A 14619-nucleotide genomic window follows, 5' to 3' on the forward strand; every position below is an offset into this window, starting at 1 on the left:
AGGGCTCTGCGCAGCGATTTGCTGATGAAAAGCGCCCGCTTTGATGCCATGAATCGTCATCACCATAAACAATGAAAACACCAAAAGGTTTTTTATGACTCAACTGCCACAAGCCAAGTTCCGCCATGACTATCGTGCGCCGGACTATACCATCACGGATATCGACCTTAATTTTGAGCTTGATGCACAGAAAACCATTGTGACTGCTGTCAGTCAGATCAAACGCCTGGGCACAGAAGGCGCGCCGCTGGTGCTCAATGGTGAAGATCTGACCCTGATCAGCCTGAAAATTAACGGTCAGGACTGGCCGAAATATCAGTTAAAAGAAGGCGTGCTGGAAATTACCGGCCTGCCGGAAGCGTTTGAACTGGCGATTGTTAACGAAATTCACCCTGCGAAAAACACCGCGCTGGAAGGGCTGTATCTCTCCGGTGAAGCGCTGTGTACCCAGTGTGAAGCCGAAGGTTTCCGCCATATTACCTATTACCTGGATCGCCCGGACGTTCTGGCGCGTTTCACCACCCGCATCGTGGCGGATAAAGCTCGTTATCCTTATTTGCTGTCCAATGGTAACCGTATAGATCAGGGTGAACTGGAAGGCGGTAAGCACTGGATCAAATGGGAAGACCCTTTCCCGAAACCTTGCTACCTGTTTGCGCTGGTCGCTGGTGATTTCGATGTCCTGCGTGATTCCTTCAAAACCCGCTCGGGTCGTGATGTGGCGCTGGAACTGTTCGTCGACCGCGGCAATCTGGACCGCGCCGGCTGGGCGATGGAATCTCTCAAGCAATCCATGAAATGGGACGAAACCCGTTTCAATCTGGAATATGATCTCGACATCTTCATGATCGTTGCCGTTGATTTCTTCAATATGGGCGCGATGGAAAACAAAGGCCTCAACGTCTTTAACTCCAAATACGTGCTGGCGAAAGCCGAAACCGCTACCGACAAAGATTACCTCGGTATCGAAGCGGTGATCGGCCACGAATACTTCCATAACTGGACTGGTAACCGCGTCACCTGCCGCGACTGGTTCCAGCTGAGCCTGAAAGAAGGCCTGACCGTATTCCGTGATCAGGAATTCAGTTCTGATCTGGGATCGCGCTCAGTCAACCGTATCGATAACGTCCGTGTGATGCGTGGCGCGCAGTTCTCTGAAGATGCCAGCCCGATGGCGCACCCGATCCGTCCGGAAAAAGTCATCGAAATGAACAACTTCTACACCCTGACGGTGTATGAAAAAGGTTCAGAAGTCATCCGTATGCTGCACACTTTGCTCGGCGAAGAGAAATTCCAGGCCGGGATGCAGCTGTACTTCGAGCGTCATGACGGCAGCGCCGCTACCTGTGACGATTTTGTGCAGGCGATGGAAGATGCGTCCAACGTGGACCTGTCACTGTTCCGCCGCTGGTACAGCCAGTCCGGTACACCGGTGCTGACCGTGCGTGACGATTATGATGTGGAAAAACAGCAATACACTCTGACCGTCAGCCAGAAGACCCCGCCGACGCCTGATCAGACTGAAAAGCTGCCACTGCATATTCCGCTGGATATCGAACTGTACGATCCACAGGGCAACGTGATTGCACTGAAACAAAATGGCCAGACAGTCAGCAACGTGCTGAACGTGACGGAAGCTGAACAGACGTTTGTGTTTGACGACGTGGAATATCAGCCGGTGCCTTCTTTATTACGTGAATTCTCAGCACCAGTGAAACTCGATTACAAATGGGGCGATCATCAGCTGACTTTCCTGATGAAATACGCACGTAACGATTTCGCCCGCTGGGATGCGGCACAGAGCCTGCTGGCAATTTACATCAAACTCAACGTGGCGCGTCATCAGCAGAAACAACCGTTGTCTCTGCCGCTGCATGTGGCTGATGCGTTCCGTGCGGTGTTGCTGGATGAGAATATCGATCCGGCCCTGGCGGCGCAGATCCTGACCCTGCCTTCAGAAAACGAAATCGCGGAACTGTTCGAAACGATCGACCCTGAAGCGATCAGTGCCGTTCACGACGCGATTACCCGTTGTCTGGCAACGGAAATGGCCGATGAGTTCCTGGCGGTTTACAACGCCAATCGTCTGCCAGCGTACCGTGTGGTGCATGAAGATATCGGCAAACGTTCACTGCGTAATACCTGTCTGCATTATCTGGCCTTTGCCGATGTCACACTGGCCGATCAGCTGGTGAAAGCGCAGTTCGAACAGGCAGATAATATGACGGATTCTCTGGCAGCGATGTCTGCAGCAGTCTCCGCGCAGTTACCTTGTCGTGAATCGCTGATGGCGGCTTACGATGAACGCTGGCATCACGACGGTCTGGTCATGGATAAATGGTTTATCCAGCAGGCGACCAGCCCGGCCGCCGATGTGTTACAGAAAGTCCGTTCACTGCTGAACCACCGTTCGTTCAGCATGGGTAACCCGAACCGTGTCCGTTCATTAGTCGGTGCGTTTGCATCAGCCAATCCTTCTGCATTCCACGCCGCAGACGGCAGCGGTTATCAGTTCCTCACTGAAATGCTCACTGATCTTAACACCCGTAACCCGCAGGTTGCGGCGCGTATGATTGAGCCGCTGATCCGTCTGAAACGCTATGACCAGAACCGTCAGGCGCTGATGCGTCAGGCTCTGGAACAGCTGAAAGGGCTGGAAAATCTGTCCGGTGATTTGTTCGAGAAAATTACCAAAGCGTTAGATGCGTAATTGCCTTTAACGGCAAAGAGCGGCAAAGCAAAAGGGCGATGGAAACATCGCCCTTTTTACGTTTTGAATTCACTGAAAGTGGGGATCAGTTCTGTGCGCGCTTCGCTTCCTGAGCCACATTTTGCAACGGCTGCGGCGTCAGTACACGTTCCAGCACTTCAGCTTCCAGTTCAGCCAGTCGCGCTGAACCTTTACGGCGCGGACGCGGCAGGTCAACCGTCAAATCCATGCCAATCTGCCCCTGATCGATAAGGATCACCCGGTCAGCGACGGTTACGGCTTCGCTGACATCGTGCGTCACCAGCAGAACCGTGAAATCATGCTGCTGCCACAGGCGCTCGATCAGGCTTTGCATCTCAATACGCGTCAGGGCATCCAGCGCGCCCAGCGGTTCATCGAGCAATAACAGACGCGGGCGATGTATTAATGCACGTGCCAGTGCCACTCGCTGTTTTTGTCCGCCGGATAACGCTGAAGGCCAGTCGTCGGCACGATCGGCCAGCCCGACTTCTTCGAGCGCGGCAAGCGCGGCTTCACGCCACTTTCCTTTCAGGCCCAGACCCACATTATCAATCACCTTTTTCCAGGGCAGAAGACGGTCATCCTGAAACATCAGGCGGGTGTCGTCGCGTACCTGACTCAGCGGCGCGCTGGCACTGAGCAGTTCGCCTTGTGTGGTTTTCTCCAGTCCGGCCAGTAAACGCAGCAGGGTACTTTTGCCACAACCGCTGCGACCGACGACCGCCACAAACTGGCCTGGAGGAATGCGCAGATTAATGTCGTTCAGCACGGCGCGGTTGCCGTATTTTTTAGTAATGCCGGAGAGTGTCACCGGCGTGCCTTGCGGAATGCGTGCGGGTGCGCTCATGCGGCATCTCCTTGTTTTTTCTGATAAGCAGGGTGCCAGCGCAGCCAGACACTTTCCAGCAGGCGGGCGAGAACATCGGCCAGTTTGCCGAGAATGGCGTACAGCACGATGGCAACCACCACGACATCAGTTTGTAAAAACTCGCGGGCGTTCATCGCCAGATAACCAATACCGGAGTTAGCCGAAATGGTTTCCGCCACAATCAGCGTCAGCCACATGAACCCCAGCGCAAAGCGTACGCCGACCATAATCGACGGCAGCGCGCCTGGTAACACCACCTGAATAAACAGCGGGAAACCGGAAAGTCCGTAGCTGCGCGACATCTCCAGCAGTCCGCGGTCGATATTGCGGATACCGTGATAGGTATTGAGATAAATCGGGAACAACGTTCCCAGCGCCACCAGGAAAATTTTGGCAGATTCATCAATGCCGAACCACAGAATCACCAGCGGGATCAGCGCCAGATGCGGAATGTTGCGCAGCATTTGCAGCGAACTGTCCAGCAGACGCTCGCCCCAGCGGGAAAGTCCGGTAATAAAACCGAGCAGTAACCCGAGGCTGCCGCCGATGGCGAAACCAATCAGCGCGCGGAAGGTGCTGATTTTCAGGTTTTGCCACAGGTCACCGCTTTTCGCCAGTGTCCAGAAGGCTTCCACCACGGCGCTCGGTGCCGGCAGAATACGGTTGGATAACCAGCCGGCTTCCACCGCCAGCTGCCAGCCGCCGATGAGAACCACCGGCACAACCCACGGGGCAATGCGGTTCAGCCAGCGTTGTGTCGTTGTCATCTGCCTTCTCCTTAATGCTGGCTGGCGGTGCGTTTGTTCGCAAAGTGATGAGCGACCAGTTCACCGCGCGGCAAAATGGCTTTCTTCACAGTGTTGTCATCTTCCGGTTTGGCCAGATCCAGATGCGGGAACAGTAATTCGCTGACGCGGTATGCTTCTTCCAGATGCGGATAACCGGAGAAGATAAAGGTGTCGATGCCCAGATCGGCATATTCCTGCATACGTGCCGCAACTGTCGGGCCATCACCCACCAGCGCTGTTCCTGCGCCGGTGCGCACAAGACCGATACCGGCCCAGAGATTCGGGTAGATTTCCAGCTTGTTGCGGTCACCGCCGTGTAATGCAGCCATGCGGTGCTGACCGACGGAATCGGTTTTAGCGAAAGCCGCCTGCGCGCGCTGAATAGTTTCGTCATCGACGTTGGCGATCAGTTTGTCAGCCGCACGCCAGGCTTCTTCGTTGGTTTCACGCACAATCACATGCAGACGAATACCGAAACGCACGGTGCGGCCTTTCGCGGCCGCTTTGGCACGCACTTGTTCAATTTTCTCTTTCACTAACGCCGGAGGTTCGCCCCAGGTCAGATACAGTTCAACCTGTTCGGCGGCCAGATCCTGCGCTTCGTCGGATGAACCGCCGAAATACAGCGGCGGGCGAGGATACTGAACCGGTGGATGCATCAGGCTGGCGCCTTTTACCTGAATATGTTTGCCTTCGTAATCGACCGTTTCGCCTTCAAGTACGCGGCGCCAGATACGGGTAAATTCTGCTGAGGCTTCGTAACGTTCTTTATGGTTGAGATGTAAACCTTCCGCCGCCAGTTCAGACGGATCACCGCCCGTGACCAGATTAAACAGTGCGCGGCCGCCGGAGAGCCGGTCGAGTGTTGCCGCCTGACGGGCGGCCAGTGTCGGGGAGATAATCCCAGGGCGCAGCGCCACCAGGAATTTCAGGCGTTGCGTGACAGAAATCAGAGAAGCCGCGACCAGCCATGAGTCTTCGCATGAACGGCCGGTTGGCAGCAATACACCGCCGAAACCTAAACGGTCTGCGGCCTGAGCAATCTGCTGGAGATAACCGTGGTCTACCACACGGGCACCTTCTTCAGTTCCTAAATAACGCCCATCGCCATGGGTGGGTAAAAACCAGAATACGTTCAGACTCATAATATGTTCCTCTCAAAGTTTTTTGATTCATGACCACTCAGCGGCGGCTAAATTAGGGTTCAGTTGGCTTGTACAGACGGTTTCCAGATGCGGTCTTTGATTTCAACCGGCTTTGGCAAAATGTGGTTCTGATAAAACAAATCGGCGGTTTGCTGCTGGCGCTTTTCCGTCTCGGCATTGACTGGCGTGATTGGCATATCCGGCAGATGATCCAGATAGGAGGCGACCACTTTTTCCGGCAATCCCATCGACTGGGAAAGCAGTTTGATACTTTGTTCACGATCCGTTTTGGTCAGCGCATTCGCCTGCGTTAACACTTCCAGTACCTGACTGATGAACTGAGGATTAGCCTCGGTATATTTCTTCGGCGCAAGATAGAAGGAACCGGTCTGATGCAGCGTCGAACCGTCGGTCAGCACGCGAACATCTCCCTGAACTTCTGCGGCAGAGTAGTACGGATCCCAGATAGCCCAGGCATCGACGTCATGCTGCTGAAAGGCGGCGCGCGCGTCGGCAGGCGTCAGATAGACCGGCTGGATATCACTGAATTTAAGACCTGCCTGTTGCAGGGCACGAAGCAATAAGTTGTGCGAACTGGAGCCTTTCTGGAACGCGACTTTATGGCCTTTGAGATCGGCGACGGTTTTAATCGGGCTGTTGCTGTCGACCAGAATAACTTCTGCTTTTGGTTTCGGCGGTTCTGAGCCGATATAAAGAAGATCCGCACCGGCCGCCTGGGCAAACAGTGGCGGCAAATCGCCGGTACCGCCTAAATCAATGCTGCCGACGTTCAGGGCTTCAAGGATTTGCGGGCCTGCGGGAAATTCCACCCAGCTGATTTTGGTGTCCGGGAAACGTTTTTCCAGCAACTGATGAGATTTCGCCAGCACCAGTCCGACGGATCCTTTCTGATAAGCGATGCGTAATTGCGCAGGATCTTTTTCCTGGGCTGATGCTGTGGCGCTGAATATCAGGCTGGTGACCAGACCGGCGATCACGGGCAACTGGCGTAATAAAGAGAAAGAGGCTGACATGGCTAATTCCTTTTAGGTTCAGACACGTAATGCTTGCGCAGAAAGGGAAGCGACCGACGGAATTTGCGGACGGCGGCGGCTCAGCGCCAGATAGAAGTTTTCCAGTGATTCAGTCAGACGTTCTTCCAGTGCCGGATCCAGCTTCGCCGGGAATGTCTGATAATCAGTGATCAGACTGTCATCAGCGAAAACGCCCTGTAAAACTTCCTGCGCCTTCAGCGAGGCCAGCACCGGTTTCAGCGCATAATCGACGGCCAGCATGTGCCCGATCGATCCGGCCGTCGCCAGGGGCAAGACGACTTTGTGGTCGAGCGCGCGCTCGGGCAGTAAATCCAGCAACGTTTTCAGCGCACCTGAAAAAGACGCCTTATACACCGGCGTGGCGACAATCAGGCCATCTGCACTCGCCAGTTCAGCGTTCAGTTGCTTTAACTGCGGGCTGGCAAAATTGGCAAATAACAAATCATCAGCTGAAAAATCCTGAATATTGTAGGTAAAGACTTCTACACCCCGGCTTGCCAGCCACTGGTGGCTGAGTGCCAGCAGGGAAGAGGAGCGGGAAGGTTGTCGGGGGCTGCCGGCCAGTGTGATTACGCGCATTCACTTATTCCTTATAACAATCTGTTATAGAACCATCATTTTTATTAACGAAGTGAAGTAAACCTAGCAGGGGAAGGCGGCACAGCGGAAATCTCAATTTTGGCTATGAAAAGTTCCAAATCAGATAAAGCGCTTTTAACGGCGGGTTGAGGCACGGACGGGTTAAGAAGGAAAAGTGAATTAAAGGTAACTAAAAAGTAATCGTTTGCGCAGCGAAGCAATTATTTGGGCAATATGCCGGTTATCATTTCCAATTGTCCCTCGCTTAGTCAATAATACCGCCCCGTCTAGCCACCGGGAATCCAGGAGTCTCCATGTTTTATCCTCTTGTCAGGAAAGCACTGTTTCAGCTCGATCCAGAGCGCGCCCACGAGTTTACCTTTCGTCAGTTGAGCCGCATTTCCGGCACTCCTTTTGAATTTTTGATCCGCCAGTCAGTGCCAACCAAACCGGTTAACTGCATGGGATTATCCTTTAAAAACCCTTTGGGACTTGCCGCAGGCCTGGATAAAGACGGCGAATGTATTGATGCACTCGGCGCAATGGGCTTCGGATTTATTGAAGTCGGCACGGTGACACCGCGTGCGCAGGACGGTAATGATAAGCCGCGTTTATTCCGCATCGTTGAAGCTGAAGGCCTGATTAACCGTATGGGTTTTAATAACCATGGTGTGGATAATCTGGTGAATAATGTCAAAAAATCACATTTTGGCGGCATTCTGGGGATTAATATTGGCAAGAATAAAGACACGCCTGTTGAGCACGGCGCAGACGATTATCTGACCTGTATGGAAAAGGTATATCCGTATGCCGGTTATATCGCGGTGAATATTTCATCGCCAAATACCCCGGGCTTACGTTCACTGCAATACGGTGAAGCGCTGGATGATTTACTGGCGGCGATTAAGAATAAGCAACTCGAGCTTCAGCAACGTCACCAGAAATATGTGCCGGTTGCCGTGAAGATCGCGCCGGATCTTTCTGAAGAAGAATTGATCCAAATAGCGGACAGTCTGGTACGTCATAATATGGATGGCGTTATCGCCACCAATACCACACTCGATCGTAAACTGGTTCAGGGGCTGAATTATTGTGAGCAGGTGGGTGGCCTGAGCGGGCGTCCGGTTCAACTGCGCAGCACAGAAATTATCCGCATGCTGTCAAATGAATTACAGGGACGTCTGCCTATTATTGGTGTCGGCGGCATTGATTCATTAACCGCGGCGCGTGAAAAAATGGCAGCGGGCGCGTCATTAATTCAAATCTATTCCGGCTTTATCTTCAAAGGTCCCGGTTTAATCAAAGATATTGTTACCCACATCTGATATTTTTCATCCTTTAGGCGAGTCAGGGGTTTATTTATTAACCCGGCTCGTCTATATTTTGTCCACTGACCGTAATTCAGGCTCAGGATTTGTCTGATATCACTTCATCGCAAAAAAATCTATTCTTACAGATTAGCCGGTAATGAAGTCAGGCAGAGGGCATGAGGGCAAACAGGATGACGAAATGAAAATCAAACCAGATGATAATTGGCGTTGGTACTTCGATGCAGAGCATGATCGGCTTATGTTAGATCTCGCCAATGGCATGATTTTCCGTTCCCGTTTCCCGGCTAAAATGTTAACCCCTGATGCATTCGGAAATATGTCATTTTGTGTCGATGATGCAGCCTTGTATTTCGATTATGAAGAACAGTGCAAACATATTCGTCTGGCCGCTGAACAACGCGCTGAATTAGTTTTAAATGCCTTAGTCGCTTTCCGCTTTTTAAAACCGCTGATGCCAAAGAGCTGGCATTTCAGTCAGCAAATGCGTCCTTTCCAGCCAGAGAATGGTCAGCTTGCTCAGGTGCAGGTGATGGACAGCGGCGAACAGGCAACATTGCTGGTGGTTGAATCCGGAGATAACGCCAGCTTGTGCCTGCTGGCGCAGGAACGGCTGGCGGTGGCAGGGCGTGGAATGGTGCTCGGCGACGCCATTAAAGTGATGCACGACCGGTTAATGCCAGCGGCATTTAGAGTCGACAGCGATGTCTACGACCAGGCAGTGTAAATTACCCTTCATATTTCAAGTTGCATATGCGTTGGCTGCGCTCAGTCACCCGAATCACTTACCTGTGTAAGCTCATCGGGATCCCTTCTCTTGCCACCATCTTGCAACCGGAACTATTTTGGGTAACTGCGGAAAATTTTTAGCCGAGCACGATATCTGTTGCCGGTATACAACTGCACGACAGAATCGTTCCGTCTTTCCCCACAGCACTTTCCTTCAGTGGCGCAACGTTCCCTTCTTTTAATGTCATTCTGCAGGCACCGCAAATTCCGGCGCGGCAGGAATAGGGGATGCGTAATCCCTGCAACTCCAGTTGTTCAAGCAAAATCTGCTGATTGTTGCCGGTAAACTCCGTGCCCTGATAATTAATGCGGACTTCCTGAGCGGTACTTATTGGTGCGTCGACATTTTCGACGACTTCGCCTGCGCTGTAAGGGCGGGGCGGTTTGCTCGTCAGCACCTGAACATGGTCACCGGCGCGGATAACGCCGATGTTACGGGCAATCATGTTCTGACCGAAATCGACGTCGCCGTCGCTGGCAGTACGGTAACCCTGCAGCGTTTTTAGCGGTTCGCCACGCGGATGCTTGCGACCTTTTTCGATGCTGACCGTAGTAAAAATGCAGCGACTGCACGGTTTCACCAGATCGAAAATGACTTCCCCGATGCGGATAGTCTGCCAGCTGTCTTCTGCGTAAGCCTCTGCACCGCTGACCACAATATTAGGCCGGAACTGTTCAACCCTGACACCGCCCGGACAGCGGCGCTGCAAATCCTGCATTGACGCTTCGTTAATCAGCAGATACGGGAACCCGTCGGCGAACGACAGCGGGACTTCGGGATGCTTCTTCACCCGGCGTGTTGGCTCTTCGCCGACCCAGCGCAACTGGACATCACGTTTTAAATAACCACTTAACCAGCGATTTACCGGTTCCGGTGCGATGAGTGAGGTAAACTGATTGCCCCAGACTTCCGTCGGTGAGTTAACGCCTGCAAAATCACGAAATTTGACGCTGATACTGTCGCCTTCGGGGGCACTCAGCATCAGGCCATCAGGTAATAAAACCGGGGTGAACAGGACGAGGTTCGGATACTGGCGGGCAGTAATGAACATGCCTTGCGGGTCGGTTATCATGAACTGACGGTCGAAAGCCAGTCCTGTTGGTGTGACCAGCGAGTGTGAAACTTGCAGGCCGCGCATGGATTTAACCGGATGAACAAATAAACGTGAAAGAATGGGCACTGAACACTGCCTCTCAGAGTATAAAGTCTTAAGAAGAACCAGAGACTTTATGACAAGCGGCGGGGATTAGCTATAATGCGCAACAATTTTATTTTTGGTGATATGTCGATATGAACTCTTTGTTTGCCAGCACGGCGCGTGGACTGGAAGAACTGTTAAAAAGCGAACTGGAAACGCTGGGTGCGCAAGCCTGCAAAGTTGTGCAGGGAGGGGTGCATTTTGAAGGTGACGATCGCCTGCTGTACCGTAGCTTATTGTGGAGCCGTCTGGCTTCACGCATCCTGTTGCCGCTGAACGAATTCAAAGTTCACAGCGATCTGGATCTTTATCTCGGCGTGATGGCGATTGACTGGCCGTCCGTTTTTGGCGTGGAAAAAACCTTCGCCGTGCATTTCAGCGGCCTGAATGACGAAATCCGTAACAGCCAGTACGGTGCGCTGAAAGTGAAAGATGCCATCGTCGACAGCTTTACCCGCAAAATGGATGAGCGTCCGAATGTGGCGAAGCAGCAGCCCGATATTCGTGTCAATGTCTTCCTGCAACGTGATACCGCCAGCGTGGCGCTGGATCTCAGCGGCGAAGGCCTGCATCAGCGTGGCTATCGTGATCTGACCGGTCAGGCGCCGCTGAAAGAAAACCTGGCTGCGGCTATCGTGATGCGTTCCGGCTGGCAGGCGGGCACGCCGATGGTCGATCCGATGTGTGGTTCCGGTACCTTGCTGATTGAAGCGGCAATGATCGCCGCCGATCGCGCGCCGGGCTTACATCGCCAGCACTGGGGCTTTACCGGCTGGAACAAATTTGACGCTGAACTTTGGCGCGAACTGACCGCGGAAGCACAGGTTCGTACCCGTCGTGCGGTGCAGGAAACCACTTCCCGTTTCTTCGGTTCTGATATCGATCGTCGTGTAATTGAGATGGCGCGCGCCAACGCCCGTCGCGCCGGTGTGGCGGAGCTGATTAGCTTTGAAGCCGCTGAAGTCGGTAAACTGGTGAATCCGCTGCCGGAAGGCCCGGTGGGGACAGTTATCAGTAACCCGCCATACGGTGAGCGTCTGGAAAGCGAACCGGCGCTGATTGCGCTGCACAACATGCTTGGCCGTATCATGAAGACCAAATTCGGTGGCTGGCAGTTGTCGCTGTTCAGTGCTTCGCCGGAATTGCTGAGCTGCCTGCAATTGCGTGCTGAACGCCAGTTCAAAGCCAAGAATGGTCCGCTGGAATGTGTGCAGAAAAACTATCAGCTGGCAGAAAACCCGACCGGTGCTGCCGGCACGCAAATGGCGGAAGATTATGCAAACCGCCTGCGTAAGAACGTCAAAAAACTGGAGAAATGGGCTAAACAGCAGGGCATTGAATGCTACCGTCTGTATGACGCCGACTTGCCGGATTACAACGTGGCGGTTGACCGCTACGGCAGCAAAGTGGTGGTGCAGGAATATGCGCCGCCAAAAACCGTGGATGCACAAAAAGCCCGTCAGCGCTTGTTTGACGTGATCAATGCCACCCTGTCAGTGCTGGATATTTCATCCAGCCAATTGATCCTCAAAACCCGTGAACGCCAGAAGGGCACCAGTCAGTATGAGAAACTGGCGCAAAAAGGCGAGTTCCTGCTGGTTGAAGAATTCAACGCGAAGCTGTGGGTCAACCTGACGGATTATCTCGATACCGGTTTGTTCCTTGACCACCGTATCGCCCGTAAAATGCTCGGTGAAATGAGCAAGGGTAAAGACTTCCTCAACCTGTTTGCTTACACCGGCACCGCCAGTGTTCATGCAGGTCTGGGCGGCGCGCGCAGCACCACTACGGTAGATATGTCCCGTACATATCTGGAATGGGCGGAAAAAAACCTGCGCGCCAACGGTCTGACCGGCCGTCAGCATCGTCTGATCCAGGCAGATTGCCTGTCTTATCTGGGGATGTGCGACGAACAGTTCGATGTGATCTTTATCGATCCGCCGACGTTCTCCAACTCTAAACGTATGGCCGAAAGTTTTGACGTACAGCGTGATCATCTGGCTCTGATGAAAGATCTGAAACGCATTTTACGTCGTAACGGCACCATTATGTTCTCCAACAACAAGCGCGGTTTCCAGATGGATCTCGAAGGATTGAGCAAGCTGGGGCTGAGCGCGAAAGAAATCACCAGCCAAACCCTGTCACAGGATTTCGCCCGTAATCGTCAGATTCATAACTGCTGGCTGCTCTCTCATGCCGGCGAGGAAAAATAAAGTTTATGTCGTTAATTAGTATGTCAGGTGCCTGGCTGTCATTCAGTGACTCGCCGCTGTTGGATAACACCGAATTACACATCGAGCCGAATGAGCGCGTCTGTCTGGTTGGCCGTAACGGTGCCGGTAAATCGACGCTGATGAAAATCCTGAATCGTGAAGTGCCGCTTGATGACGGCCGCATCGTGTATGAGCAGGATTTGATTGTCGCGCGTCTGCAACAAGATCCGCCGCGTAATGTTGAAGGCACTGTGTTTGATTTCGTCTCCGAAGGCGTGTTCGAGCAGGCTGAACACCTGAAGGCGTATCACGCGATTTCGCATCTGGTCGAAACCGATCCTAGCGAAAAGAACATGAATAAACTGGCTCAGGTGATGGAAATTCTCGATCATCAGGGCCTGTGGCAGCTCGACAGCCGCATCAACGAAGTGTTGCTGAAACTGGGTCTGGACGCCGATACTGAGCTGAAATCCCTGTCCGGTGGCTGGCTGCGTAAAGCGGCGCTGGGTCGTGCTCTGGTCAGCGCGCCACACATTCTGCTGCTCGACGAACCGACGAACCATCTGGATATCGAAAGTATCGCATGGCTGGAAGATTTCCTGAAAGAATTCCAGGGCAGCATTATCTTCATTTCCCATGACCGTTCTTTCATCCGCAATATGGCGACCCGTATTGTCGACCTTGATCGCGGTAAACTGGTTTCCTATCCGGGTAATTACGAAGCGTATCTGCTGGCGAAAGAAGAAGCGTTGCGCGTTGAAGAGCTGCAGAACGCTGAGTTCGATAAAAAACTGGCGCAGGAAGAAGTGTGGATCCGTCAGGGTATCAAAGCCCGCCGTACCCGTAACGAAGGCCGCGTACGCGCCCTGAAAGCCCTGCGTAAAGAACGTTCCGATCGCCGTGAAGTGATGGGCACCGCCAAAATGCAGGTGGTTGAAGCGGCAAGCTCCGGCAAGATCGTCTTTGAAATGGAAGACGTTAACTACAGCATCGCCGGTAAACAGCTGGTCAGTAATTTCTCTTCGCAGGTTATGCGTGGCGACAAAATTGCACTGATTGGCCCGAACGGCTGCGGTAAAACGACGTTGCTGAAACTGATGTTAAGTCAGATTAAGGCCGACAGCGGTCGTGTTCACTGTGGTACCAAGCTGGAAGTCGCGTACTTCGACCAGCACCGTGCTGAGCTGGATCCTGAACGTACCGTGATGGATAACCTGGCAGAAGGTAAGCAGGAAGTGATGGTTAATGGCCGTGCCCGTCACGTGCTGGGTTACCTGCAGGACTTCCTGTTCCATCCAAAACGTGCAATGACACCGGTGAAAGCTCTGTCAGGCGGTGAACGTAATCGTCTGCTGCTGGCAAAACTGTTCCTGCGTCCAAGCAACCTGTTGATCCTCGATGAACCGACCAACGACCTGGATGTGGAAACCCTCGAACTGCTGGAAGAGATGATCGATAGCTATCAGGGCACCGTAATGCTGGTGAGCCATGACCGTGAATTTGTTGATAACTCAGCAACCGAATGCTGGATTTATGAAGGCAACGGCGTGATCAACAGCTATGTCGGCGGTTACCATGACGCACAGCATCAGCGCCGTAACCAAAAGCCAATCCGTCAGGCGGTAGTCACCGAAAATAAACCGGCTGCTCAACCTAAAGCAGAACCTGCAAAACGCACGGCCAATAAGCTCAGCTATAATCAACAACGCGAGCTGGAACAATTGCCTGCGCAAATCAGCACGCTGGAAGAAAGAATTGAAGCGCTGCAACAGCAAATGAGTGATGCGAATTTCTTCACACTTCCTCATGAAGAAACTCAGCAGGTTATCACCGCTTTAGCCGCCGCAGAGCAGGAGTTAGAGCAGGCGTTTGAACGTTGGGAAGCGCTGGAAGCGCAGAAAAACGGCTAACACTGCCCCGTCAT

The 14619-nt window shown here is 53.0% G+C and carries 11 protein-coding genes; 5 read left to right on the plus strand and 6 right to left on the minus strand.

The genetic code is table 11. The annotated features are described in order from the left end of the window. Positions 1–94: 94 nt before the first annotated feature. Positions 95–2710: an aminopeptidase N gene (gene pepN / locus J1778_RS22755; protein ID WP_217175087.1), complete on the plus strand. Its 2616-nt coding sequence runs from the start codon at positions 95–97 to the stop codon at positions 2708–2710. A gap of 85 nt (positions 2711–2795) precedes the next feature. On the opposite strand, the gene ssuB is transcribed toward pepN, so the two are convergent. Genes ssuB through ssuE form a run of 5 tightly spaced genes read right to left on the minus strand, consistent with a single transcriptional unit; the run spans position 2796 to position 7166 of the window. Continuing rightward, positions 2796–3578: an aliphatic sulfonates ABC transporter ATP-binding protein gene (ssuB, locus tag J1778_RS22760; RefSeq protein ID WP_120161250.1), complete on the minus strand. Its 783-nt coding sequence runs from the start codon at positions 3576–3578 to the stop codon at positions 2796–2798. Next, positions 3575–4366, minus strand: a complete 792-nt coding sequence (gene ssuC / locus J1778_RS22765) for an aliphatic sulfonate ABC transporter permease SsuC (RefSeq protein WP_120506908.1) — start codon at positions 4364–4366, stop codon at positions 3575–3577. Before ssuC ends, ssuB begins: the two co-directional genes overlap by 4 nt. 11 nt (positions 4367–4377) lie before the next feature. Further along, positions 4378–5532 (minus strand): FMNH2-dependent alkanesulfonate monooxygenase, encoded by a 1155-nt coding sequence (gene ssuD, locus J1778_RS22770; protein ID WP_217175088.1) that lies wholly within the window; start codon positions 5530–5532, stop codon positions 4378–4380. Between the two features lie 59 nt (positions 5533–5591). Beyond that, positions 5592–6566: a sulfonate ABC transporter substrate-binding protein gene (locus J1778_RS22775; protein ID WP_217175089.1), complete on the minus strand. Its 975-nt coding sequence runs from the start codon at positions 6564–6566 to the stop codon at positions 5592–5594. Between the two features lie 18 nt (positions 6567–6584). Continuing rightward, a complete protein-coding gene (gene ssuE / locus J1778_RS22780) occupies positions 6585–7166 on the minus strand; it encodes an NADPH-dependent FMN reductase (protein ID WP_217175090.1) in 582 nt (193 codons plus the stop codon). 314 nt (positions 7167–7480) lie between these two features. On the opposite strand from ssuE, the gene pyrD reads away from it, so the two are divergent. Next, positions 7481–8491 carry a quinone-dependent dihydroorotate dehydrogenase gene (gene pyrD, locus J1778_RS22785; RefSeq protein WP_217175091.1) on the plus strand — a complete coding sequence of 337 codons (1011 nt, stop codon included), beginning with the start codon at positions 7481–7483 and terminating at the stop codon, positions 8489–8491. A 184-nt stretch (positions 8492–8675) separates the two neighbouring features. After that, positions 8676–9221, plus strand: a complete 546-nt coding sequence (locus J1778_RS22790; RefSeq protein ID WP_217175092.1) for a cell division protein ZapC — start codon at positions 8676–8678, stop codon at positions 9219–9221. 139 nt (positions 9222–9360) lie between these two features. On the opposite strand, the gene J1778_RS22795 is transcribed toward J1778_RS22790, so the two are convergent. Then, positions 9361–10464, minus strand: a complete 1104-nt coding sequence (locus tag J1778_RS22795; protein ID WP_217175093.1) for a YcbX family protein — start codon at positions 10462–10464, stop codon at positions 9361–9363. A gap of 110 nt (positions 10465–10574) precedes the next feature. On the opposite strand from J1778_RS22795, the gene rlmKL reads away from it, so the two are divergent. Together rlmKL and J1778_RS22805 are read left to right on the plus strand one after the other, a co-directional pair. Then, complete coding sequence (rlmKL, locus tag J1778_RS22800) at positions 10575–12695, plus strand: bifunctional 23S rRNA (guanine(2069)-N(7))-methyltransferase RlmK/23S rRNA (guanine(2445)-N(2))-methyltransferase RlmL (protein WP_217175094.1); 2121 nt, start codon at positions 10575–10577, stop codon at positions 12693–12695. 5 nt (positions 12696–12700) lie between these two features. Beyond that, the gene (locus J1778_RS22805; RefSeq protein WP_217175095.1) at positions 12701–14605 is read left to right on the plus strand and encodes an ABC transporter ATP-binding protein; all 1905 of its coding nucleotides are present in this window, start codon (positions 12701–12703) and stop codon (positions 14603–14605) included. Positions 14606–14619 lie beyond the last annotated feature (14 nt).

Origin of the sequence: Rahnella bonaserana, from assembly GCF_019049675.1 — a bacterium.
GTDB classification, from domain to species: Bacteria; Pseudomonadota; Gammaproteobacteria; order Enterobacterales; family Enterobacteriaceae; genus Rahnella; species Rahnella bonaserana.

Excerpts from the sequence above, each read along its gene's own strand:
- ssuE (WP_217175090.1), bottom strand. The coding sequence starts at position 7,166 with ATGCGCGTAATCACACTGGCCGGCAGCCCCCGACAACCTTCCCGCTCC.
- ssuD (WP_217175088.1), bottom strand. The coding sequence starts at position 5,532 with ATGAGTCTGAACGTATTCTGGTTTTTACCCACCCATGGCGATGGGCGT.
- J1778_RS22790 (WP_217175092.1), top strand. The coding sequence starts at position 8,676 with ATGAAAATCAAACCAGATGATAATTGGCGTTGGTACTTCGATGCAGAG.
- rlmKL (WP_217175094.1), top strand. The coding sequence starts at position 10,575 with ATGAACTCTTTGTTTGCCAGCACGGCGCGTGGACTGGAAGAACTGTTA.
- pyrD (WP_217175091.1), top strand. The coding sequence starts at position 7,481 with ATGTTTTATCCTCTTGTCAGGAAAGCACTGTTTCAGCTCGATCCAGAG.
- J1778_RS22805 (WP_217175095.1), top strand. The coding sequence starts at position 12,701 with ATGTCGTTAATTAGTATGTCAGGTGCCTGGCTGTCATTCAGTGACTCG.
- ssuB (WP_120161250.1), bottom strand. The coding sequence starts at position 3,578 with ATGAGCGCACCCGCACGCATTCCGCAAGGCACGCCGGTGACACTCTCC.
- J1778_RS22775 (WP_217175089.1), bottom strand. The coding sequence starts at position 6,566 with ATGTCAGCCTCTTTCTCTTTATTACGCCAGTTGCCCGTGATCGCCGGT.
- ssuC (WP_120506908.1), bottom strand. The coding sequence starts at position 4,366 with ATGACAACGACACAACGCTGGCTGAACCGCATTGCCCCGTGGGTTGTG.
- pepN (WP_217175087.1), top strand. The coding sequence starts at position 95 with ATGACTCAACTGCCACAAGCCAAGTTCCGCCATGACTATCGTGCGCCG.